18 protein-coding genes and 1 tRNA gene are annotated in these 21,175 nt (G+C 68.4%); 11 read left to right on the top strand and 8 right to left on the bottom strand.

What is annotated here, in order from left to right:
• The first annotated feature begins 2 nt into the window (after positions 1-2).
• The 5 genes from AC3WOH_RS23930 (at position 3) to AC3WOH_RS23910 (ending at position 5,106) form a co-directional block, all read left to right on the top strand.
• The gene (locus AC3WOH_RS23930) at positions 3-1,394 is read left to right on the top strand and encodes an FAD-binding oxidoreductase (protein WP_492231826.1); all 1,392 of its coding nucleotides are present in this window, start codon (positions 3-5) and stop codon (positions 1,392-1,394) included.
• Positions 1,391-2,527: a histidinol-phosphate transaminase gene (locus tag AC3WOH_RS23925; protein WP_492231825.1), complete on the top strand. Its 1,137-nt coding sequence runs from the start codon at positions 1,391-1,393 to the stop codon at positions 2,525-2,527. Before AC3WOH_RS23930 ends, AC3WOH_RS23925 begins: the two co-directional genes overlap by 4 nt.
• Entirely contained in the window at positions 2,524-3,912 is a 1,389-nt protein-coding gene (locus AC3WOH_RS23920) for a formimidoylglutamate deiminase (protein ID WP_492231824.1), read from the top strand. Before AC3WOH_RS23925 ends, AC3WOH_RS23920 begins: the two co-directional genes overlap by 4 nt.
• Before the next feature lie 37 nt (positions 3,913-3,949).
• Entirely contained in the window at positions 3,950-4,768 is an 819-nt protein-coding gene (hutG, locus tag AC3WOH_RS23915) for an N-formylglutamate deformylase (RefSeq protein ID WP_492231823.1), read from the top strand.
• Positions 4,769-4,896: 128 nt separating this feature from the next.
• A complete protein-coding gene (locus tag AC3WOH_RS23910) occupies positions 4,897-5,106 on the top strand; it encodes a hypothetical protein (protein ID WP_492231822.1) in 210 nt (69 codons plus the stop codon).
• Between the two features lie 25 nt (positions 5,107-5,131).
• Here AC3WOH_RS23910 and asd read toward each other — a convergent pair whose 3' ends face one another.
• The 8 genes from asd to AC3WOH_RS23870 form a co-directional block, all read right to left on the bottom strand.
• Positions 5,132-5,983 carry an archaetidylserine decarboxylase gene (gene asd / locus AC3WOH_RS23905; protein ID WP_492231821.1) on the bottom strand — a complete coding sequence of 284 codons (852 nt, stop codon included), beginning with the start codon at positions 5,981-5,983 and terminating at the stop codon, positions 5,132-5,134.
• A gap of 35 nt (positions 5,984-6,018) precedes the next feature.
• Positions 6,019-7,257 carry a hypothetical protein gene (locus AC3WOH_RS23900; RefSeq protein ID WP_492231820.1) on the bottom strand — a complete coding sequence of 413 codons (1,239 nt, stop codon included), beginning with the start codon at positions 7,255-7,257 and terminating at the stop codon, positions 6,019-6,021.
• A gap of 116 nt (positions 7,258-7,373) precedes the next feature.
• A complete protein-coding gene (locus tag AC3WOH_RS23895) occupies positions 7,374-8,099 on the bottom strand; it encodes an ABC transporter ATP-binding protein (RefSeq protein WP_492231819.1) in 726 nt (241 codons plus the stop codon).
• A 1-nt stretch (position 8,100) separates the two neighbouring features.
• Positions 8,101-8,886: an ABC transporter ATP-binding protein gene (locus tag AC3WOH_RS23890; protein WP_492231818.1), complete on the bottom strand. Its 786-nt coding sequence runs from the start codon at positions 8,884-8,886 to the stop codon at positions 8,101-8,103.
• A complete protein-coding gene (locus tag AC3WOH_RS23885; protein ID WP_492231817.1) occupies positions 8,879-9,871 on the bottom strand; it encodes a branched-chain amino acid ABC transporter permease in 993 nt (330 codons plus the stop codon). Before AC3WOH_RS23885 ends, AC3WOH_RS23890 begins: the two co-directional genes overlap by 8 nt.
• 55 nt (positions 9,872-9,926) lie before the next feature.
• Complete coding sequence (locus AC3WOH_RS23880) at positions 9,927-10,790, bottom strand: branched-chain amino acid ABC transporter permease (RefSeq protein ID WP_184863802.1); 864 nt, start codon at positions 10,788-10,790, stop codon at positions 9,927-9,929.
• A gap of 31 nt (positions 10,791-10,821) precedes the next feature.
• Entirely contained in the window at positions 10,822-11,538 is a 717-nt protein-coding gene (locus AC3WOH_RS23875) for a LysE family translocator (RefSeq protein WP_492231816.1), read from the bottom strand.
• Between the two features lie 65 nt (positions 11,539-11,603).
• Complete coding sequence (locus AC3WOH_RS23870) at positions 11,604-12,791, bottom strand: ABC transporter substrate-binding protein (protein WP_184863798.1); 1,188 nt, start codon at positions 12,789-12,791, stop codon at positions 11,604-11,606.
• A 415-nt stretch (positions 12,792-13,206) separates the two neighbouring features.
• Here AC3WOH_RS23870 and AC3WOH_RS23865 point away from each other — a divergent pair, with 415 nt between their 5' ends.
• The 6 genes from AC3WOH_RS23865 (at position 13,207) to AC3WOH_RS23840 (ending at position 21,166) form a co-directional block, all read left to right on the top strand.
• Positions 13,207-14,442, top strand: coding sequence for an HPP family protein (locus AC3WOH_RS23865; RefSeq protein ID WP_492231815.1), 1,236 nt, complete (start codon positions 13,207-13,209; stop codon positions 14,440-14,442).
• 276 nt (positions 14,443-14,718) lie between these two features.
• Positions 14,719-14,967 carry a translation initiation factor IF-1 gene (gene infA / locus AC3WOH_RS23860; protein WP_184863794.1) on the top strand — a complete coding sequence of 83 codons (249 nt, stop codon included), beginning with the start codon at positions 14,719-14,721 and terminating at the stop codon, positions 14,965-14,967.
• A gap of 247 nt (positions 14,968-15,214) precedes the next feature.
• Positions 15,215-15,291, top strand: a tRNA-Pro gene (locus AC3WOH_RS23855).
• A gap of 300 nt (positions 15,292-15,591) precedes the next feature.
• A complete protein-coding gene (gene imuA, locus AC3WOH_RS23850) occupies positions 15,592-16,437 on the top strand; it encodes a translesion DNA synthesis-associated protein ImuA (protein WP_492231814.1) in 846 nt (281 codons plus the stop codon).
• A complete protein-coding gene (locus tag AC3WOH_RS23845) occupies positions 16,397-17,887 on the top strand; it encodes a Y-family DNA polymerase (protein ID WP_492231813.1) in 1,491 nt (496 codons plus the stop codon). Before imuA ends, AC3WOH_RS23845 begins: the two co-directional genes overlap by 41 nt.
• Before the next feature lie 12 nt (positions 17,888-17,899).
• Complete coding sequence (locus AC3WOH_RS23840; protein WP_492231812.1) at positions 17,900-21,166, top strand: error-prone DNA polymerase; 3,267 nt, start codon at positions 17,900-17,902, stop codon at positions 21,164-21,166.
• Positions 21,167-21,175 lie beyond the last annotated feature (9 nt).

Genomic DNA, 21,175 nt, shown 5'->3' with positions numbered 1-21,175 from the left:
CCATGGCCAACCACAGCGAATTCCTGGCAGCGCTGGTCGATGCACTCGGTGCCGACCGCGTGCAGGTGGGCGATGCCGTGCCAGAGCGCCACCACACCGACTGGAGTGGCTCGGCCCCCGTGCCCCCGCTGGCGTTGGTGCGCCCGCGCAGCACCGAGGAAGTCTCGGCCCTGCTGCGCCTGTGCCATGCGCACCGGGTGCCCGTGGTACCGCAGGGTGGCCTGACCGGGCTGGCCGGGGCGGCCGTGCCCTGTGCGAGCGGCGTGGCCCTGTCGCTGGAGCGCATGAACGCCATCGAGGCGGTGGACGCACGCTCGGCCATGCTCACGGTGCAGGCCGGTGCCACCGTGCAGGCCGTGCAGGAGGCCGCGCTCGCCGTGGGCCTGCAGTTCGGTGTGGACTTCGGTGCGCGCGGTTCGGCCCAGGTGGGCGGGGCCGTCTCCACCAATGCCGGCGGCAACGGCGTGCTGCAGTACGGCATGGTGCGCGAACAGGTCCTGGGCCTGGAGGTGGTGCTGGCCGATGGCTCGGTGCTGCCCATGCTGCGGCCCATGCTTAAGAACAACACGGGCTACGACCTCAAGCAGTGGTTCATCGGCGCCGAGGGCACGCTGGGCGTGGTCACGCGCGCGCTGCTGCGCCTGCGGCCCTTGCCGCGCGCCCGGGCCACAGCGCTGGTGGCGCTGCCCGATTTCGACGCGGCGCTGGCGCTGCTGGCCCGGCTGCAGGGGCGCTTTCCCGGCGCGCTGTCGGCCTTCGAACTCATGTGGCGCGATTTCATCGAGGCCTCGCTGCGCTGGCAGACGCTGCGAGAGCCTTTCGAGGCGCCGTACCCGTTTGCCGCGCTCATCGACGTGGGTGGGCAGGACGAAGCCGGCCTGCGCGATGCGCTGGAAGAGGTGTTGGGCGAAGCCATGGAGGCCAGCGAAGCCGTGGACGCCGCCATAGCCCAGTCCGAGGCCCAGGCCCGCGCGCTGTGGAAGATCCGCGAGGCCACGGCCGAGCTGCCCGCCAACATGCACCCGCCCATCAATTTCGACGTGAGCCTGCCGCAGGCCGACATCGGCCGGTTTGCGCAGGAGTGCCGTGCTGCGCTGACTGCCCGCTGGCCCGGGCACCTGTCGGTGTTCTTCGGCCATATCGGCGACGGCAACCTGCACCTGTCCACCGATGCCTCCACCGTGAACGGGGAGGAGGGCGCGGTCGAGGAACTGGTGTATGCGCTGGTGGCGGCCTTTGGCGGCAGCGTCTCGGCCGAGCATGGCATCGGCCTGCACAAGAAGCCCTATCTGGGCGCCAGCCGCACCCCGGCCGAGCTGGCCGCCATGCGCGCCATCAAGGCGGCGCTCGATCCCCTTCACCTCATGAACCCCGGCAAGGTATTCGACCTATGAACGCTGCTGTTGTTTCCGCCGCCCTGGCCCTGGCCCGCCCCGAAGTGGCGCCGCTGCCCGCCTACAACGCCGGCCTGTCGTCCGAGGCCGTGCGCCAGCGCTACGGCGTGACCGAGATCGCGCGCCTGGCCAGCAACGAGAATCCCTATGGTGCCAGCCCCGCCGTGGCCCGTGCCCTGGTGGACCTGGCGGCGCGCGTGGGTACCTACCCCGACGCCAACTGCACCGCGCTGCGCGCCGCCATCGCTGCACGCACGGGCGTGGCACCGGAATGCACCGTCGTCGGCAATGGCTCCGAAGACATCCTGCAGATGCTGTGCCAGGCCTTCCTGTCGCCAGGCGACCGCGTGCTCACGCAGCGCCCGGCCTTCGGCCTGCACGAGATCTACCCGCGCATGATGGGCGCGCAGGTCGAACTGCTGGCGCTCACGCCTGAACTCGGCTTCGACGTGGACGCCTGGTGCGAAGCGCTGGCGCGCGGCCCCAAGATCGCCATGCTGGCCAACCCCTCCAACCCCGTCGGCTGCATGTTCACGGCGCAGGAGTTCGAGCGCCTGCTCGCGGCCACGCCCGCGCACACGCTGCTGGTGGTGGACGAGGCCTACTACGAGTACGCCTGCCACGCGGCCGATTACCCCGACGTGCTGGCCCAGCTGCAGGGCCGTGCCATGCCCTGGATCGTGCTGCGCACCTTCTCCAAGGCCTGGGGCCTGGCGGGCTTGCGCGTGGGCTACGGCCTCGCCAGCGATGCGGCGTTGGTGCAGTTGCTCGACCGCGTGCGCACGCCCTTCAACGTGAACCATGCGGCCCAGGCTGCGGCACTGGCCGCCTGGGGTGACGAGGCCTTCATGCGCCAAGGTGTGGCCGAGACGGTGCGCCTGCGCGGCGTGCTGGTGCAGCGCCTGCAGGCCCTGCAGGGCGTGCGCATCGCGCCCTCGGCCACCAACTTCCTGTTCCTGGACATCGGCCGGACCAATGGCCCGGTGAACGAGGCCCTGCTGGCCCAGGGCCTCATCACCAAGCCCTGGAAGGAGCCGGGCTTCGAAACCTTTATCCGCGTCTCCATCGGCACGGAGGCGGAGAACGCGCGTTTCGCCGACGCACTGGCCGTGATTCTGGAGGTGGCCGCATGAGCGGGAACACCATGCTGTTTGCCGAACACGCCCTGCTGCCCGGTGGCTGGGCGCGTGATGTGCTGCTGCAATGGGACGCCACGGGCCAGCTGCTCTCGGTGGCTCCGGGCAGTGTGGCCGGCAGCGCACCCCGCGCCGCAGGCCCCGTGATCCCGGGCATGCCCAACCTGCATTCGCACGCCTTCCAGCGCGCCTTCGCGGGGCTCACCGAGTACCGCGGCGAAAGCCAGGACAGCTTCTGGAGCTGGCGCAACCTGATGTACCGCTTTGCGGCGCAGATCACGCCCGAGTCGCTGGAGGCCATCGCCACCTGGCTCTATGTGGAGATGCTCGAAGCGGGCTACACCTCGGTCTGCGAATTCCACTACGTGCACCACGACCGCGATGGCCAGCCCTATGCCGACGATGCCACGCTGTCGCTGGCGCTGCTGCGCGCGGCGCGCAATGCGGGCATTGGCATCACCTTGCTGCCCGTGCTCTACCAGACCAGCGGCTTTGGTGCCAAGCCCCCGCGTGCCGACCAGGCGCGCTTCATCCGCAGCACCGACAACATGCTGGCCCTGCTGGAGCGCCTGTCGCCCCTGGCCAAGGCCCAGGGTGCAGGCCTGGGATTGGCTCCGCATTCTCTGCGCGCAGTTCCTCCTGACAGCCTGGCCGCGGCCGTGCAGGGGCTCACCGCCATCGATGCGCGCGCGCCCATCCATATCCACATTGCCGAGCAGACCCAGGAGGTGGACGACTGCCTGGCCTGGAGCGGCCAGCGCCCCGTGCAGTGGCTCTTGGAAAATGCGCCCGTGGACGCCCGCTGGTGCCTGGTGCATGCCACGCACATGACGCCGCAGGAGTATGCCGATGCCGCGCGCACCGGTGCCGTGGCCGGCATCTGCCCCACCACCGAGGCCAACCTGGGCGACGGCATCTTCGACATGCCGCGCTGGTTGGGCCATGGCGGCGCCTGGGGCGTGGGCTCGGACAGCCATGCCTGCGTGAATGCGGCCGAGGAACTGCTGGCGCTGGAATACAGCCAGCGCCTGTCGCTGCGCCAGCGCAACGTGCTGGCCAGCGCCGCGCAGCCCCAGGTGGGCTCCGCCCTGTGGCTTGCGGCCGTGCAGGGCGGGGCGCAGGCCTCGGGCCGGCCGATCGGCGGCCTGTCAGTGGGCCAGCAGGCCGATTTCGCGGCGCTGGACCCGTCGCACATCGCGCTGGCCGGCCTGCCGGTGGAGTCGCTGCTGTCGGCCCATGTGTTCGGCAGCCACCGCACCAGTGCGCTGCGGGACCTGTGGGTGGGCGGCGTGCAGCGCGTGGCCACCGGCCGCCATGCCCTGCATGACAGCGCGGCCGCCGCCTTTGCCCAGGCCCGTGCGGCGACCATCGCGCCACAATGAACGCACTTTGACAAGCGTCCCCTTCGAGAGCCACGCCATGAGCATCACCACCCAACCCGCCTTCACCTTCCACCAGGGCACTGCGCCGCTGCTGGTGTCCATGCCCCATGTCGGCACGTATGTGCCGCCGGCCATCGCCGCGCGTTTCACCGACGAGTGCCGTCAGGTGCCCGATACCGACTGGCACCTGGAGCGCCTGTACGACTTTGCCAAGGGCATGGGCGCTTCCATCCTCGCAGCGACGCATTCGCGCTATGTGGTGGACCTGAACCGCCCGCCCGACGGCGCCAGCCTCTACCCCGGCCAGAGCGTGACCGGCCTGTGCCCCGTGGACACCTTCGATGACACACCGATCTACACGCGCGGCGATGGGCCCGACGACACCGAGGTGGCGGCGCGCCGCGATGCCATCTGGGCGCCTTACCACGCCCAGCTGCGCACCGAACTCGACCGCATCCGCGCCGCCCATGGCGTGGCCGTGCTGTGGGATGCGCATTCGATCCGCTCGGTGCTGCCGCGCTTCTTCGAAGGCAAGCTGCCCGACCTGAACCTGGGCACGGCCAACGGCGAGAGCTGCGACCCGGCGCTCGCGCAGCAACTGCTGGCGATTGCGCAGGCCGCGCCGGGCTACACCGCGGTGCTCAACGGCCGCTTCAAGGGCGGGCACATCACGCGCCACTACGGCCAGCCTGCGCAGAACTTGCATGCCGTGCAGCTGGAGATGACGCAGTGCAGCTACATGCAGGAAGCGCTGCCGTTCGACTACCTGCCCGAGGTGGCGGCCGGTGTGCAGCCGCACCTGGAGCGTCTGCTGGAGGCGGCGCTGGCGTTTGCCCGGGCGCGGGCCAAGGCCTGAAAGGTTGGGCCCGCAGGGCCTTGCGGGCCGCGGCGCGCCTTCATCGGTGCTAGTATGGGTCCACGCCGCCCTGCGGGGCAGCAGGGTGCGCCACCTTGGCCACCCGTGCGGAAGGAGCCGCATTCCCCATGGAAACTGCGGCCTACTACTACATGCCCCTGTTCAAACCGGGTGCCTTCGTGCACCTGGGGGGGAGCCGCGAGACCGTCAGCCATGTGGTCGTGCGCCGCAATGCCCTGATGGTCTACCTGGTGGGGCATGAATCCCCGGTGCACCCCGACACGCTCACGGTGGCGCCCACGGCCTTTCACCTCACGCGGGTGCCCGACCGCAGCTGACGCGGGCCGGCCGCGCTGGGCTGGCTCAAGCCGCCTGGTACTGCGCCATGGTCTCGCCCAGGCGCACGGGGCGCGCGGGCGCCCATTCGGTGTTGAATTGGAACGGGCCCTTGGGGAACAGCAACACTACGGTGGAGCCGAGCAGGAAGCGGCCCATCTCCTCGCCCTTTTGCAGCGACACCTGGCCGGGTGCGTAGTCCCAATGGCGCAGCACGCCGGTGCGCGGCGGGTTCACCTGGCCATGCCACACCGTGGCCATGCTGCCCACGATGGTGGCACCCACCAGCACCAGCACGAAGGGGCCCTTGGCCGAATCGAAGAAGCACACCACGCGCTCATTGCGCGCGAACAGGCCGGGCACGCCGCGCGCCGTGGTCGGGTTCACCGAGAACAGATCGCCCGGCACGTGCACCATGCGCGTGAGCTGGCCCGCGCACGGCATGTGGATGCGGTGGTAGTCGCGCGGGCTCAGGTAGATGGTGGCGAAGTAGCCGTCATCGAAGCGCGCGGCCAGGGTCGAATCGCCACCCACCAGCGCCGTGGTCGAGTAGGAGTGGCCCTTGGCCTGGAAGATCTGGTCCTTCTCGATCGGGCCGAACTGGCTGATGGCGCCGTCCACGGGGCAGACCAGGTCGGCCTCGGCCAGCGGGCGGGCGCCGGGCTGCAGGGCCCGGGTGAAGAAGTCGTTGAACGAGGCATAGGCCGCGATGTCCGGATTGGCCGCCTCCGCCATGTTCACCTTGTAGTGGGACACGAAGCCGCGGATCACCGACGTGGTCAGCCCTCCGAGCTGGGCCGAGGCGAATTTGCCCGCAAGGGTGGTCATCGCCTGCTTGGGCATCAGGTACTGGGGGAGAACGGCAAGGCGGTCAGACACGGGTGGAGGATCCTGCGAAAAGGGTGCGGGCCATTCTACTGATGGCGGACCCCTGAAACCTGTAGGTGGGTAGCTTGTTGTGGTGCTTCGGGCTGCATGCGCCAGGTGGCGGGGCGGGGTGTCCAGTCCTCGGAGGACTGCACCAGCGTGCCGACATAGGCACCCAGGTCGATGCCCAGGGCGTTGGAGGCCGCCTCGGCGCCGGCATCGCTGCGGTGGGCGCTGGTGGCAAAGCGGCTGAAGGCGGGCCAGTCGCGCGCCAGCTGCGCCACAGCGATGCGGGCCAGGTCGTAGGACAGCTGGTTGCCCTCGTCCGTGCGCTGGAACGAGTCGCCCGACCAGAACTCCTGCATGCGCTCGGCATTCCAGAACGCCTGGTGGCGCTGGTGCATGGCCTGGGCGGATTGGGCGGGGCGCCCGGCACCGGCGATGCGGTGCTCGGTGTTCACGGCCAGGCCTTCGTCGAGCCAGGTGGGCAGGCGCAGGTACGACAGCGCGCTGTGCGTGAGCTCGTGCGCGATCACGGGCTCGATGGCAGACAGGTCGGCCTGCACTACCACGAAATGCGGGCAGCCATCGTGGATGAACATGCCGCCGCTGAAGGCGAACTCGCCGCCGTCGGGGTAGAACTGGCCCACGTAGTGGTAGTAGAGCTCTTCGCTCTCCAGCACCAGCAGCACGCTTTTCTCGCCGGGGTGAAAGCGCGCCACGCCGTCGAGCACGTGGGCGATGCGCTGGCGCGTCTTGCCCACATAGCCGGCCATGGCCTGCACGACCGATGGCTCCAGCGGCGAGAGGATGGACACGTTCTGGCCCTCGTGCAGGTGCATGTGCGGGCCGATGGCATCGCGCAGGTGCAGCAGCCAGGCGCGGCGCCCTTGTTCGATGGCCTCGGTGGTCGTCTCGGGGCTCTCGGCCTGGCCGGCCCATTCGGCGAGTGCCTGCCAGTCCATGCGCGGCAGGTCGGCGGGGGCACTCAGGTGGTCCTGCACCTCGAAGGGGGCCAGGCCCGCGATGCGCAGTACCTCGGGCGCGGGGGGCTGCTCGCCGCCGTGGTCGGGCAGGGAGTCTGGCTCGGGGGCGGAGTCCACCGGCGGTGCGAACTGGTAGCGCGCCATGAAGGCCCCCAGAAAGGGCAGGATCCAGATGCCCATCACCATCAGGGCCTTGCGGTTGCCGAACTCCGCGCTGCGCAGTACACGCCGTGTGGCCCAGGTGTTGAGCAGCAACAGTGCGGCGAGAATAAAGAGGAAGATGGCGAGGGCAGGGGGCATGGTGGCCGCATGCTAAGGCAAGGCCGGCCCATCCTGGCGCCAGGCGGTGGATGCGGCCGCCTGGGGCGAGAAACTGTTCACGATTTCCCGCGGGATCGTGGGTGCCTGGAACGTTCTTACACGCCCAGGTACTGCTCCAGCAGTTCGGGCTGGTTCTGCAAGGTCTGCGAGCTGCCTTCGAACACCACCTGGCCCTTGACGAGGATGACGTTGCGGTCGGTGATCTGTGTGACGTGCTTCCAGTTCTTGTCCACGATCACGCTGCTGATGCCGCTGGCCTTGATGAGGCTGCAGATGCGCCAGATCTCGCGCGCGATCAGCGGGGCCAGGCCCTCGGTCGCCTCGTCGAGGATGAGCACGTCGGGATTCGTCATCAGCGCACGGCCGATGGTCAGCATCTGCTGCTCGCCGCCACTCAGTTGCTGGCCGCCGTGGCCCAGGCGTTCCTTGAGGCGTGGGAAGGTCTCCAGCACCCGCTCGTAGGTCCAGTCGCGCTGGCCGCGCGTGCCGGCGCGTGCGGCCATCTGCAGGTTCTCGACCACGCTCAGGTTGCCGAAGATGCCGCGCCCCTCGGGCACGTAGGCGATGCCCAGGCGCGCCACTTCGTAGGGCGGGCGGCCCGTGGTTTCGCGCCCGGCCACGCTCACGCTGCCCGAGCGCGGCTTCACGAGGCCCATCACGGACTTGAGCAGCGTGCTCTTGCCCATGCCGTTGCGGCCCATGAGGCCGATGGTCTCGGCCCGGCCCACGGTGAAGTCCACGCCGTGCAGGATGTGGCTGGCGCCGTAGAAGGTGTTGAGGCCGCGGGCCTCGATGAGGGGAGGGTGCTGCTGCTGTGCCATGTCAGTGTTCCTCGCCGAGGTAGGCCGATTGCACTTTCGCGTCGGCGCGCACTTCGGGCGGTGTGCCGCTGGCGATGGCCTCGCCGTTGACCATCACCGTCAGGTGGTCGGCCAGCGCGAACACGGCGTCCATGTCGTGCTCCACCAGCATCATCGCGTGGCCAGGCTTGATGCGCAGCAAGAGCTGCACCATGCGCTCGGCTTCGGCCACGCCCATGCCGGCCAGGGGCTCGTCGAGCAGCAGCACCTGGGGCTCGGTCGCCAGGGTCATGGCGATCTCGAGCTGGCGTTGCTCGCCATGGCTCATGGTGCCGGCGATGGCATCGCGCCGCGCCTGCAGGCCCGCCAGTTCGATGGCCCGGTCCACGCGCTCGCTGCTGGCCAGGTTGTGCGCGCCGGTGCGGCGCGTGTCGCCCCACCAGCGCAGCGGGTTCCAGGGCTGCTGCGCATCGCGCGACTGGGCGGCTAGGCGCACGTTCTCGTGCACGCTGAAGGGCAGGAAGATATTGGTCTTCTGGTAGCTGCGGCCCAGGCCCTGGCGCGAGATGCGCTCGGACGCCCAGCCCGTCACGTCGGTGCTGCCCAGGTGGATCGCGCCATCGGAGGGCGGCAGGTCGCCCGAGAGCAGGTTGGTCAGCGTGGACTTGCCCGCGCCGTTGGGCCCGATCACCGCGTGGATGCGGCCGCGCCACAGGTCCACCGAGACGCCGTTGACGGCGGCCAGGCCGCCGAAGCGCTTGGTGATCTTGCGGGCCGACAGCAGGACTTCGTGGGGGGTATCAGCCATGGTTAACACCTCCCTTGGCGGCGCGCAGGCGCACCAGCAGGCCCAGCAGGCCGCGCGGCGCCACCAGCACCACCAGCACGATGAAGCTGCCCATGAGCAGCTGCCAGTGCTTGGTGATGTCCTTGAACACATGCAGCAGGTACTCGAACGCGAAGGCACCGACGATGGCACCCGCGAAATTGCCCATGCCGCCCAGGATGACCATCATGATGGCGTGCGCGCTCATGTGAAAGCCCATGAGCTCGGGGTTCACGTAGCCCGTCTGCGCACCCCACAGGTAGCCCGCCAGCCCTGCCAGGGCGCCGGCCACCGTGAAGGCCGTGAGCTTGTAGCCGAAGGTGGAAAAGCCCATGGCGCGCATGCGGTGCTCGTTGACGCGGATGCCCGACAGGGCCCGGCCCAGGGGGCTCCACAGCAGGCGGCGCAGCCCCGCATAGACCAGCACCACCATGGCCAGCGTGAAGTAGTAGAAGGTGCGGCGCCCTTCCAGGTCGAACGGCAGCCAGCCGAAGACCGAGGTATCGGGGCGGAAGTTGATGTAGATGCCGTCCGATCCGCCCAGCACCTTGTTGTCGAAGAACAGGTAGAACAGCATCTGCGCGAACGCCATGGTGACCATGATGAAGTAGATGCCGTGCGTGCGCACCACGAAGAAGCCGATGACCAGCGCCACCAGGGCTGAGCCCGCCACGGCGACTGGCAGCGTCCACCACAGGCTCACGGGTGCATCGGCCGGGGTGAGGAAGGCCAGCGCATAGCCGGCCACGCCGAAGTAGGCCGCATGGCCCAGCGAAACCAGGCCGGTCACGCCCTGCAGCAGGTCCAGGCTCATCGCGAAGATGGCCATGATCATCATGCGCGTGACCATCTGCACATAGAAATCGCTGCCCACGAAGGGAAAGGCCAGCAGGGCCACCAGGCCGAGCACGAGGACGAACTGCACGCTGCGCGGCAGCACCTCCATATTGGTACGGGGTGCGCTCATGCTGCATTTCCCTTCCACAGGGATGCCGCGAATCGCTTCATTGGATGGGTCGTCATCATTGTTTGAACAGGCCTTCGGGTTTCCACAGCAGCACGGCGGCCATCAGCATGTAGACCAGCATGCCGGCCACGGAGGGCAGCAGCACCTTGCCGAAGGTGTCCACCAGGCCCACCAGCAGTGCCGCGATGAGGGCCCCGCGCACCGAGCCGATGCCGCCGATGACCACCACCACGAAGCACATGATGAGCACCGAGGAGCCCATGTTGGGGTAGACACTGGAGACCGGCGCGGCCACCATGCCGGCCATGGCCGCCAGGCCCACGCCCAGCGCGAACACGATGGCGTGGATGAGCTTGATGTTCACGCCCAGCGACTCGGCCATGTCGCGGTTGAAGGCGCCCGCGCGGATCTTCATGCCCAGCCGGGTCTTGGAGATCAGCAGGTACAGCGCCACCGCCAGCACGATGCACACGCCCGAGATGAACAGGCGGTAGACCGGGTAGGACAGGGTGTCGGTGAGCGGGATGGACCAGTCCAGCAGCTTGGGGATGGCCACGCCGTGCACGTCGTCGCCCCAGAGGATGGAGCGCAGTTCCTCGAAGATGTAGATCAGCCCGAAGGTCAGCAGCACCTGGTCCAGGTGGTCGCGGTGGTAGAAGTGGCGAAACAGCAGCCATTCGAGCGCCAGGCCGAAGGCCACGGCCAGCACCGCCCCGCCCAGGATGGCCAGAGTGAGGCTGCCGAAGTGCCCCGAGAGCGAATACGCCAGGTAGGCGCCCAGCATGTAGAAGCTGCCGTGCGCCAGGTTCACCACGCCCATGATCCCGAAGATCAGCGTGAGGCCGGCCGCCAGCATGAACAGCAACAGGCCGTACTGCACGCCGTTGAGCAACTGGATCAAAAAGGTGGCGAAGTCCATGGTGGCGTGCAAAGAATGGCGATGGTGGGTTTCAGGCCGCCCGGCGCGTGACCAGCAGCAGCGAGCCCATCAGGGTGAACAGCCCGCCCGAGATGCGGTTGAACCAGCGCATGCGGTTGCCTGCGCGCAGGGCCGGGGCCAGCCGGGCCACGCCCAGGGCGCACAGCGTGAGCACCGTGAATTCGAAGGCCACGAAGGTCGCGGCCAGTACGGCGAACTGCGGCGCAAAGGAGAGCGCAGGGTTCAGGAACTGCGGGAAGAAGGCCGTGAAGAACAGGATGGCCTTGGGGTTGCTGCCGCCCACGATCAGCCCCTGCACGAACAGCCGGTGGGCGGGTACGGCGGGCGCCGCCGTGGCGCCCTCGGGCATCTGGTCGAACACGGTGCCCTGGCTGCGGAAGGTCTTGATGCCCAGCCAGATCAGGTAGGCCGCGCCTGCGGCCTTGAGGATCCAGAACGCGGTCTCGGACGCAGCCAGCAGCGCACCCAGCCCCAGGGCCGACAGCAGCATGGTGCCCAGCACCGCGCTGACGCTGCCCGCGGCGGCGGCCATGGCCTTGCGCGGGCCGTGCTGCAGCGAGGTGGTCATGCACATCAGCATGGTCGGGCCGGGCGAGAGCACGAGCAGGGCCACGGCGGCCAGGTAGAGCAGGTAGGTACTGAGGGTCATGGAGGGATGAATCCAGAGGGTGGCCGCAAAGTCCGGGCGCACGAAGGACTGGCCTGCCATGCCGGCAGGCAATTCCATTGTGTCAAATCCCGCAGGGCCAAGGCGGCGCAGGCAGGTGCCTGCCGCCAGCGGCCACCGGCGCGTTACGCCATGCGGCAGCCTGCTCCGCTGTCGGACAGGGCTTTCGCCGCCACGCCGACCACCTTGTTTTCCTTGTTCTCGACCACGCGCAGGTAGATGTCCTGCACGGGGTTGTGGGCCTTGCTCATGGTCCACTTGCCGCGCGGGCTGTCGATCACGGCGCTCTCCAGCGCCTTGTACAGCGCGGGCTTGGCGGCCATGTCGCCCTTGACGGCATTGGCGCCCTGCACCAGCAGCAGGCCGGTGTCGTAGCCCTGCACGGCATACACGTCGGGCTGGCTGCGGAAGGTCTTGGCGTATTCCAGGCGGAACTGCTTGTTGCGCGGCGTCTCCAGCGAGTCGCTGTAGTGCATGGTGGTGATGATGCCGTCGGCCGCCGGGCCGGCAGCGTCCAGCACGCCTTCGGTCAGGAAGCCCGAGCCGTACAGCGGGATCTTGTCCTTGAGGCCGGCGGCCGCATAGTCCTTGATGAACTTGGCCGCGCCGCCACCGGCGAAGAAGCAGGCCACGGCATCGGGCTTGAGCGCCGCGATCTCGGTCAGCAGTGCCTGGAACTCGACGTTCGGGAAGGGCAGGCCCAGTTCCTTGACGATGGTGCCGCCCGCGGCCGTGTAGCTTTGCTTGAAGCCTTCGAAGGCTTCGTCGCCGGCCGCGTACTTCCAGGTGATCCAGACGGCCTTCTTGTGGCCCTTCTCGACCATGGCCTTGCCCAGCGCCAGCGTGGGCTGGGAGTTGCTGAACGAGGTGCGGAACACGTTGGGGGCGCACAGCGCGCGCGTGGCGGCATGCACGCCGGCATTGGGAATCAGGTTGAGCACACCGGTGTCGCGCGCCACCTTCTGGATGCCCATCTGCACGCCCGAGTGCACGGTGCCGATCAGCACGTCCACCTTGTCGCGCTGCACCAGCTTGCTGGCGTTTTCCACGCCCTTGCTGGGTTCGGACTCATCGTCCACCTTGAACCACTCGATCTCGCGCCCGCCGAGCTTGCCGCCCTGCTGGTCGATGGCCATGCGCACACCGTTCTCGATGGCCACGCCCAACTGGGCAAAGGTGCCCGTATAAGGCAGCATGAAGCCCACGCGTACCTTGCCGCTCTGGGCCCGCACGATGGAGGGCAGCAGCAGGCCCGTGGAGGCGGCGCCGACAAGGGCTGCGCTGCGGCTGATGACAAGGCGGCGAGTGGTCATGGGGAGTGTCTCCTTTGTTTAGGCTTAAAGTAATTTAACTCCAAGCCCCTGTGGTGAAAACCTATGGCTTACCCGTACCGGCGCTGGCATGCAGAGGTCCTTCCGACACCGCGAGAGCCCTGTTTCATGGCACGGATGGTGCTCAAAAATAGGTGAAGTAAACTGCATTAACATCGGTGTACATGCAGTATAGATCATGTTTTTGCAGCCTTGGGTGGCTGTTTACCCCCGGGAGCTAGGTAGTTTCGAGCATAGGGCGGACTGCTTCTTGCCCATCGTGCCATGGCTGGCTTGCACCCGCTTGGTGCATGGCAGGCCAGTCCCCGGCAAAATGGCGGGCTGCATGCAGCATGGCATGTGTTCGGCGTCCTGTGCGGCAGGGGCCGCGCCTGCCCGTGTGCGAATGTTCCGTCCCATGTCTGCCCCATCGCCCCAGCCATCCCAGCCTTCTGCTCCTGCACCGGAGTCCGATCCAACCCCATCCCCGGCCCTGCGGGCCCCAGTGCCCCGCTTGCCGGCGCGCGTGCGCATCGTGCGCTGGCTGCGCCACTTCTGGCCGGCCCCGCTGGGCATCGATGGCCGCGAGCATCTGCGCTTCATCGTGGGGGCGGTGCTGGGCATCTTCCTGACGGCAGTGCTCAGCCGCTGGTGGGTGGGCACAGGCCATGCCCACGGGCCCTGGATGCTGGGCGCGCTGGGCGCCAGCGCCGTGCTGGTGTTCGGCATGCCCTCGAGCCCGCTGGCCCAGCCCTGGCCGGTGCTGGGCGGCAGCACCCTGTCGGCCCTGGTGGGGGCCGGGTGTGCGGCGCTGGTGCCCGACCCGGCCGTGGCGGGCGCGCTGGCCGTAGGCCTGGCCATTGCACTCATGGTGCCGCTGCGCTGTCTGCACCCGCCCGGCGGTTCCATGGCGTTGTACGTGGTGCTGACGGCCAGCGATGGCCTGCACCTGGCGGTGTTTCCGGTCCTCTTCAACGTGCTGGTGCTGCTGCTGGCAGGGGTGGTCTACAACAGCCTGACCGGGCGCCGCTACCCGCACCCGCAGCAGTCGCCGGCGCGCACGGCCGTGGCCAAGGGGGCGTTTGCGGCATCGGACGTGGATGCCGCGCTGGCGCACTACAACCAGGTGCTGGACGTGAGCCGCGCCGACCTGGAGGGCCTGCTGGAGCTGGCAGGCCGTGCCGCCTTCCAACGCACGCTGGGCGATGTGCGCTGCGTGGACATCATGTCCCGGCCGGCCATGGCGGTGGAGCAGGGGGTGTCGCTCAAGGAGGCGTGGACCTTGATGCGCCTGGAGAAGATCAAGGCCCTGCCCGTGGTGGATGCGGATCGGCAGGTGGTGGGTATCGTCACGGTGGCCGACTTCATGCGCCTGGCCAACCTCGACCTGCACGAAGGCCTGGGCCAGCGCCTGCGCGCCCTCGTCAAGGGCCGCGGCGGCCAGCCGTCCCGCGTGGGCGAGATCATGTCGCACCCTGTGCAGGTGGCGCGCGTGGCCCAGCACGCCATGGACCTGGTGCCGCTGTTCTCGCAGGGCGGGCACCACCACATCCCCATCGTCGACGAGGGCGGGCACCTGGTGGGCATCATCACCCAGACCGACCTGGTGCGCACGCTGGAAGTGGCCGTGCAGGGCCGTGATCCCGCGGCCTGACGGCCCCCTGGTGCCGCGCCGCGACACTGCGGCGCCTGCGCCATAGGCAAGGGCGGGTACATCGCGGTACAATCGACAGGCTCTGCACAGCGCTCTGCCTGTCCATTGAAGCCGTCTCCCCGGCCCTCTGCCTGATCTGCGCCCCGGGTGCAGCGACTCCCACCGCCCGCAACGCACCGTGTGTCGAGCCCGACCACGCTGCATCGGCCGTGGTGGATGCCCCAGCGTTCAGGCGCCGATCACCAGATTTTTTGATTTTTGAAAAGACAAGAGAACATGGCCAAAGAAGAACTGATTGAAATGCAAGGCTCCGTGACCGAAGTGTTGCCTGACTCGCGCTTTCGCGTGACGCTGGACAACGGTCACCAGCTGATTGCCTACACCGGCGGCAAGATGCGCAAGCACCACATCCGCATCCTGGCGGGCGACAAGGTCTCGCTGGAAATGTCGCCCTACGACCTGACCAAGGGCCGCATCACCTTCCGCCACCTGGCCGGCCGCGGCCCAGGCCCGACCAGCCGCTGAAGGCGGGCATGCCATCGGGCCGCAGCACATGTGCTTGCTGCCCGCGCAGATCGCTGGCCCGGCGCTGCGCAGTGTTGTCGTAGAAAGAGAGTTGGTTGAGTTTGCCCCGTCGCGCAGTCTGCATCGCCCCTGGATGCAGGACAGCACTGCCGATGGAACCCTGGTCCGGTGCAGTCGCTGCAAAAAAATCAAAAAAAGCGCGCATTTGGCCAGAACCCGAAATTTCCCGGGTTAGAATACGAGCTGTCGGAGCGTAGCGCAGCCTGGTAGCGCATCTGCTTTGGGAGCAGAGGGTCGCGAGTTCGAATCCCGCCGCTCCGACCATTATTGGCAAGGCCTGCAGAAGCAATTCTGCAGGCCTTTTGTCATTTCAGGGCCTCCACTGCGCAGGCCTTTTCTTTTGGCCATGGCCAACGGCGCCCCTTTTTGGGCGTGGCAGCCAATGCCCCGCAGGAATGCTCTGAAAAGCAGCTGCGGGCAGCGGAATAGGGGTACGATAACTGTATGAAAATACAGTATTTCATCGCCCCCCTAGCCCTGCTGCGCTGGACGCCCCGGGGTGGGGTGCGCAAGCCGCACCTTTGTGTCTGACCCTGTGCATGTCCATCCCGGGTTGCCTCGCTCATGTCCGCCGTCCCCCTCCGTTCCGTGCCCGCTGGTGCCCCGCCCCGGCTGGCAGGGGTGTGGCTGGCCGACCAGTTGGGCACATCCGCCGCAGCACGGGTGCAGGCCACGGGGCATGCCGGCCTCGATGCGCAGTTGCCCGGCGGGGGCTGGCCCCTGGGGGCCATGACGGAAGTGCTCCAGCCGGCTACGGGCCTGCATGTGTGGCAACTGGTGCTGCCAGCCCTGGCCCAGGCCACGGCCGCACGGCCGGGGGCCGTGGTGCTGGTGGCACCGCCCCATGAGCCCTTTGCGCCCGCCTTGCGCGCGGGCGGGCTGGATGCAGCGCGGCTGTGCCGCGTGCAGGCCCCGTCTGCAGCACAGGCGCTCTGGGCGGCCGAGCAGGCCCTGCGCTGCCGCGATGTGCAGGCGGTGCTGGCCTGGCTGCCGCAGGCCGCGCCCGAGTCGCTGCGGCGGCTGCAGCTGGCGGCCGCGCAGATGGGGCAGTTGCTGTGGGTGTTCCGCCCGGCCAAGGTGCGCCAGCAGGCATCGCCTGCGCCGCTGCGGCTGTGGGTCGAGACCGTGTCCGCATCGGGCGGCGCCGAGCTGCAGGTGCAGGTGCTCAAGCGCCGTGGGCCGCCCATGGAGCAGCCCCTGGTGCTGCCGGCCAGCAACCCGGCGCTGGCCCGGGTACTGGCCGCATCGGCAGCGCGCGGCCAGGGGCGGCGTGCACTGCCATCGCCGCAGCCGCAACAGCCAGCGCGGCCTGCCGTGGTGCTGCCAGGGGCGGCCTGGCTGGATCGCCTGCCTGCAGGAGGTGTGCTGCATGCACTGGATCGCATGGCCATTGCCTCCCACCCCCATTGATGGCGCCGCTGGCCCAGGTGTGGCCCTGCCGGCGCTGGCTGCCGGCCAGCGCCAGCCTTTGCCGCAGGCCCCACACGAGCATTGGTGGGCGCTGCAGTTCACGCCGCGCGTAGCGCGGCTGGAGAACGAGGCCTTGCTGCTCGAAGTGTCTGCCACCGAGCGCCTGTGGGGCGGCCGTGAGGCCCTGCTGGCGCAACTGCAGTTACGCGGCCCTGCGTGGCCGTTGGAGGCGGCGGCATCGTCACCCGAGTCAGGCGAACCAGGCGCTCCCGGTGCGCAGCCCACCCCCTTTGCCCAAGCCCCCACCTCGCTGCAGGCCCTGGCCCTGCTGCGCCTGCGCCTGGCGGGCCAGCCCGTGCCCCGGCACCTGCCCGATGGCCTGCCGCTGCACACGCTGACGGCGCTGCACCCGCACCTGCCCAGCCTGGCGCGCATGGGCTGCCGCACCTGGGGGGCCTTGCGCGCGCTGCCGCGCGATGGCGTGGCCCGGCGCCTGGGCGCGGCCGTGCTGCTGGCGCTGGACCGGGCCTACGGCCACATCGCGCACAACCACACCTGGGTGGAGCTGCCCGAGCGCTTCGAGCTGACGGCCGAGCTGCCCGCGCTGGCCACCTCGGCCGATGCGCTGCTGTGGTCGGCCAGCCGCCTGCTGTCGGCCCTGCAGGCCTGGCTGCAGGCGCGCCAGCAGGGCGTGCTGGCGCTGGAGTTGGCCTGGCGCCACGACCTGCGCCGGGTGGATGGCGTGGCCATCGCGCCCTGGCATGCGCTGCCTGTGCGCACGGCCAAGCCCACGCACGAACTGGCCCACCTGCGCCGCCTGCTGGCCGAGAACCTGGCGCGCACGCCCCTGGCCGCGCCCGCCAACCAGATCACGTTGCGTGCGCTGGAGACCGCGCCCCTGCCACATGCCAGCGCCCACCTGCTGCCGCCCGACGGATCGTCGGCCGCCGGAGACCAGGAGGGCGAGGCCTGGCACCAGCTGGTCGAGCGCCTGTCGGCCCGCCTGGGAGCGGATGCCGTGCAGTCCGTCACCTTGCTGGCGGACCACCGGCCCGAATGCATGCAGCGCTGGCAGCCCATGGCCGGTGCGGGCCCGGTGCCCGCATCGAAGGTGCCGCAGGGCGAGCATGCGCCCGAGGCCGTGCTGTGGCCCACCTGGCTGCTGCGCACCCCGCAGCGCCTGGCCATGCAGGGCCACCGGCCGTGCTACCAGGGGCAGTTGGGCCTGCTGGCCGGGCCGCACCGGTTCGATGCGGCCTGGTGGGAGGAGGGGGGTACGCCAAAGGCCGACGAGAACGGGATCGGCGAGCGCAGTGGCCTGGTACAGCGCGATTATTTCGTGGCCCTGAGCCCTGGGGCCGGCCGTGTCTGGATCTTTCGTGAACGCTTGGCGCATGCGCCTGCCGGAGCGTCCCGGGACCGCTGGTTCCTGCAGGGCCTGTACGCGTGAGAGGTCCGTGCAATGACCCACACCATTCCTGATCGCGCGTCGGTCATACCCACCCCATCGCTGGCGCTGCCGGACTATGCCGAGCTGCACTGCATCTCCAACTTCAGCTTTCAGCGCGGGGCATCGCAGCCCCAGGACCTGGTGGCGCGTGCGGCCAAGTTGGGCTATCGTGCCCTGGCGCTCACCGATGAGTGCTCAGTGGCCGGCGTGGTGAGAGCACATGGTCCGGCCAAGGAACTGGGCCTGCAGTTCATACCGGGCAGCGAGTTCGCCTACCCCGGCTTCCGGCTGGTTGCATTGCCGCGCAATGTCGAGGGCTGGGGCAATCTGTGCGAGTTCATCAGCGCTGCACGCCGTACCGCCCCCAAAGGCACTTACGAGCTGGGGCCCTTGTCCGATGTGGCCCAACTGCAGGACTGCGAACTGCTGCTCATGCCGGACCGCAGCGTTCAGCACGCCATGGACACCAGCGCGTTGCTGGCTTGCGTGCAAGAGGCGCAAGCCCAATTCGGCCAGCGTTTCTGGCTGGGGGTGGAGCTGCTACTTGGACCCGATGACGACCTGTGGCTTGCCACGCTGCAGCAGGTATCGCTTCAGACGGCAGTGCCCCTTGTGGCTGCGGGCGATGTGCATATGCACGTGCGCTCGCACAAACCGCTGCAGGACGTGATCACGGCTGTGCGCCAGGGCTGCACCGTAGCCGAATGCGGTTTTGCGCTGCAGCCCAATGCGGAGCGCCATTTGCGCCAGCGCGTGCGCCTGGCCGGCATCTACCCGCCAGAACTGCTGGCGGCCACGCTGGAGATCGCGGCGCGCTGCACCTTCAGCCTTGATGAAATCAAGTACCAGTACCCGCTGGAGGCCGTGCCTGAGGGGATGACCCCTGCACGGGGACTGGCTGCGTTGACCTGGAGAGGGGCCCAAGGCCGCTATCGCAAAAAGATACCCAGAAAGGTGAAAAGGCAGATCAGGCGTGAACTTGCGCTCATCGCTGATTGCGAATACGAGATGTACTTCCTCACCGTGCATGACATCGTGCGCCATGCGCGCAGCAAGGACATCCTGTGCCAGGGCCGGGGCTCTGCGGCCAACTCGGCTGTCTGCTACTGCCTGGGTATCACTGCGGTAGACCCTCGACGCAGCGACCTGCTGTTTGAGCGTTTCATCAGCAAGGAGCGCAAAGAGCCGCCCGACATCGACGTGGATTTCGAGCACAACCGGCGCGAGGAGGTGATCCAGTACGTCTACGACAAATACGGCCGCAACCGCGCCGCCATTGCCGCCGTGGTCACCACCTACCGCACCCGCAGCGTGCTGCGCGACGTGGGCAAGGCGTTGGGCGTGCCTGCGCAATTGGTGGACGCTTTTGCCAAGGACCACCACTGGTTCGATGAGGAGTTCGCGGCGCATCGCCTGCAAGAGATGGCGCACGACATGGGCGAGACCCTCAGCCTGCACACGGCAGAACTGTGGCTGCAACTGTCGGCCCAGCTCAAGGGCTTTCCACGCCACCTGAGCCAGCATGTGGGCGGCTTTGTGCTTACCCAGGGGCTGCTCACGCGCATCGTGCCGGTGGAAAACGCGGCCATGGTGGACCGCTCCATCATCCAGTGGGACAAGGACGACCTGGATGAAATGCACCTGATGAAGGTGGACGTTCTGGCCCTGGGCATGCTGAGCGCCTTGCGCCGGTGCCTGGATCTGCGTGCAGGGTTGCGCGGAGAACGTTGGGCCCTTGCCCAGATTCCGGACAAGGACCCTGCCACCTACGACATGATCTGCGCCGCCGACACCGTAGGCGTGTTCCAGATCGAAAGCCGTGCCCAGATGAGCATGCTGCCGCGCTTGAGGCCGCGCAAGTTCTATGACCTGGTGGTGGAGGTCGCCATTGTGCGGCCTGGGCCTATCCAGGGCGGCATGGTGCACCCTTATCTGCAGGCGCGCGAGCGGCAACGCAAAGGCGAACCTTTGGTACTTGAAAAGAAGGAACTGGAAGAGGCGCTCAAGCGCACCTTGGGTATTCCGATCTTCCAGGAACAGGTGATGCAGATCGCAATGATCGCCGCCAAATTCTCTGCAGCGGAAGCCGATGCCCTGCGCCGCTCCATGGCAGCCTGGAAACGCACGGGTGGCGTGCACCATTTTGAAGAGCGCCTGGTCGAAGGCATGGTGAAAAACAAATATGACCGTGGATTCGCCGAGCGTGTTTTTCAGCAGATGCTGGGCTTCGGCGAATACGGTTTCCCCGAAAGCCATGCCTACAGCTTTGCCCTGCTGGCCTACAGCAGCAGCTGGCTCAAATGCCACGAGCCGGCCTGCTTTCTCACAGCGCTGCTCAATTCGCTCCCCATGGGTTTTTACACCGCCTCCCAATTGGTGCAGGACGCCCGCCGCCACGGTGTGCGCGTGCTGCCTATCGACGTCACCCGCAGCGACGTGGACTGCACGCTCGAAGGCAAGCCCGAGATGCTGCGGCCCGACAAGGGTCTGCCCGTGCCGCCCATGCCCCAGCCCGCAGTGCGCCTGGGCCTGCGCCTGGTCGGCAGCCTGGAGCAGGGCGCGGCCGAGCGTCTGGTGGCGGCCCGTGCGCAGGCAGGCCCGTTTGCCAGCACCGAAGACCTGGCCCTGCGCGCGCGCCTGAACCAGCAAGACATGCAGGCACTGGCCGCCGCCGATGCGCTGGCCCGCCTGTCGGGCCACCGCCGCCAGCAGATGTGGGATGCGTCTGCCCAGCATGCAGCCCCCATCCTGCTGCGCGACGTGCCGGTGAACGAGCCGCCTCTGCAACTGCCCGAAGCGCCCGAGGGAGAGGAAATCCTGTTCGACTATGCGGCCACCGGCCTCACCCTGCGCCGCCACCCGCTGGCACTGCTGCGCGGCCGGCTTGAGCGCTGGCGCCTGCTCACCGCGCTGCAGTTGCGCAACGTGCCCGATGGCCGGCTGGTGCGTGCCTGCGGCATCGTCACCGTGCGCCAGCGGCCCGGCTCTGCCAAGGGCACCATGTTCGTCACGCTGGAGGACGAGACCGGCCCCGTCAATGTCATCGTCTGGCCGGCCATGGTGGAGCAGTGGCGCGACGCCATTCTGCGCTCGCGCCTGTTGGCCGTGCAGGGTTTATGGCAGTGCAGCCGGCATGGCGAGGATGAGGAAAAGGGGGCAGCCGCTGGTCCTGGGGAAGCCTTTGTGGTGCGCCACCTGGTGGCCCAGCGCTTCAAGGACCTGACGCCGTTGCTCGGGCGCATGGCGGGGGCATTGGACGGAAGCCGGGACTTCCACTGAGCGCAGGTC

It is taken from the genome of Acidovorax sp. FW305-C-20-28, from assembly GCF_058783375.1.
This window is presented reverse-complemented; position numbering and strand designations above follow the sequence as displayed.

Excerpts from the sequence above, each read along its gene's own strand:
- AC3WOH_RS23930 (WP_492231826.1), top strand. The coding sequence starts at position 3 with ATGGCCAACCACAGCGAATTCCTGGCAGCGCTGGTCGATGCACTCGGT.
- AC3WOH_RS23925 (WP_492231825.1), top strand. The coding sequence starts at position 1,391 with ATGAACGCTGCTGTTGTTTCCGCCGCCCTGGCCCTGGCCCGCCCCGAA.
- AC3WOH_RS23920 (WP_492231824.1), top strand. The coding sequence starts at position 2,524 with ATGAGCGGGAACACCATGCTGTTTGCCGAACACGCCCTGCTGCCCGGT.
- hutG (WP_492231823.1), top strand. The coding sequence starts at position 3,950 with ATGAGCATCACCACCCAACCCGCCTTCACCTTCCACCAGGGCACTGCG.
- AC3WOH_RS23910 (WP_492231822.1), top strand. The coding sequence starts at position 4,897 with ATGGAAACTGCGGCCTACTACTACATGCCCCTGTTCAAACCGGGTGCC.
- AC3WOH_RS23900 (WP_492231820.1), bottom strand. The coding sequence starts at position 7,257 with ATGCCCCCTGCCCTCGCCATCTTCCTCTTTATTCTCGCCGCACTGTTG.
- AC3WOH_RS23895 (WP_492231819.1), bottom strand. The coding sequence starts at position 8,099 with ATGGCACAGCAGCAGCACCCTCCCCTCATCGAGGCCCGCGGCCTCAAC.
- AC3WOH_RS23890 (WP_492231818.1), bottom strand. The coding sequence starts at position 8,886 with ATGGCTGATACCCCCCACGAAGTCCTGCTGTCGGCCCGCAAGATCACC.
- AC3WOH_RS23885 (WP_492231817.1), bottom strand. The coding sequence starts at position 9,871 with ATGAGCGCACCCCGTACCAATATGGAGGTGCTGCCGCGCAGCGTGCAG.
- AC3WOH_RS23880 (WP_184863802.1), bottom strand. The coding sequence starts at position 10,790 with ATGGACTTCGCCACCTTTTTGATCCAGTTGCTCAACGGCGTGCAGTAC.
- AC3WOH_RS23875 (WP_492231816.1), bottom strand. The coding sequence starts at position 11,538 with ATGGAATTGCCTGCCGGCATGGCAGGCCAGTCCTTCGTGCGCCCGGAC.
- AC3WOH_RS23870 (WP_184863798.1), bottom strand. The coding sequence starts at position 12,791 with ATGACCACTCGCCGCCTTGTCATCAGCCGCAGCGCAGCCCTTGTCGGC.
- AC3WOH_RS23865 (WP_492231815.1), top strand. The coding sequence starts at position 13,207 with ATGTCTGCCCCATCGCCCCAGCCATCCCAGCCTTCTGCTCCTGCACCG.
- infA (WP_184863794.1), top strand. The coding sequence starts at position 14,719 with ATGGCCAAAGAAGAACTGATTGAAATGCAAGGCTCCGTGACCGAAGTG.
- imuA (WP_492231814.1), top strand. The coding sequence starts at position 15,592 with ATGTCCGCCGTCCCCCTCCGTTCCGTGCCCGCTGGTGCCCCGCCCCGG.
- AC3WOH_RS23845 (WP_492231813.1), top strand. The coding sequence starts at position 16,397 with ATGCACTGGATCGCATGGCCATTGCCTCCCACCCCCATTGATGGCGCC.
- AC3WOH_RS23840 (WP_492231812.1), top strand. The coding sequence starts at position 17,900 with ATGACCCACACCATTCCTGATCGCGCGTCGGTCATACCCACCCCATCG.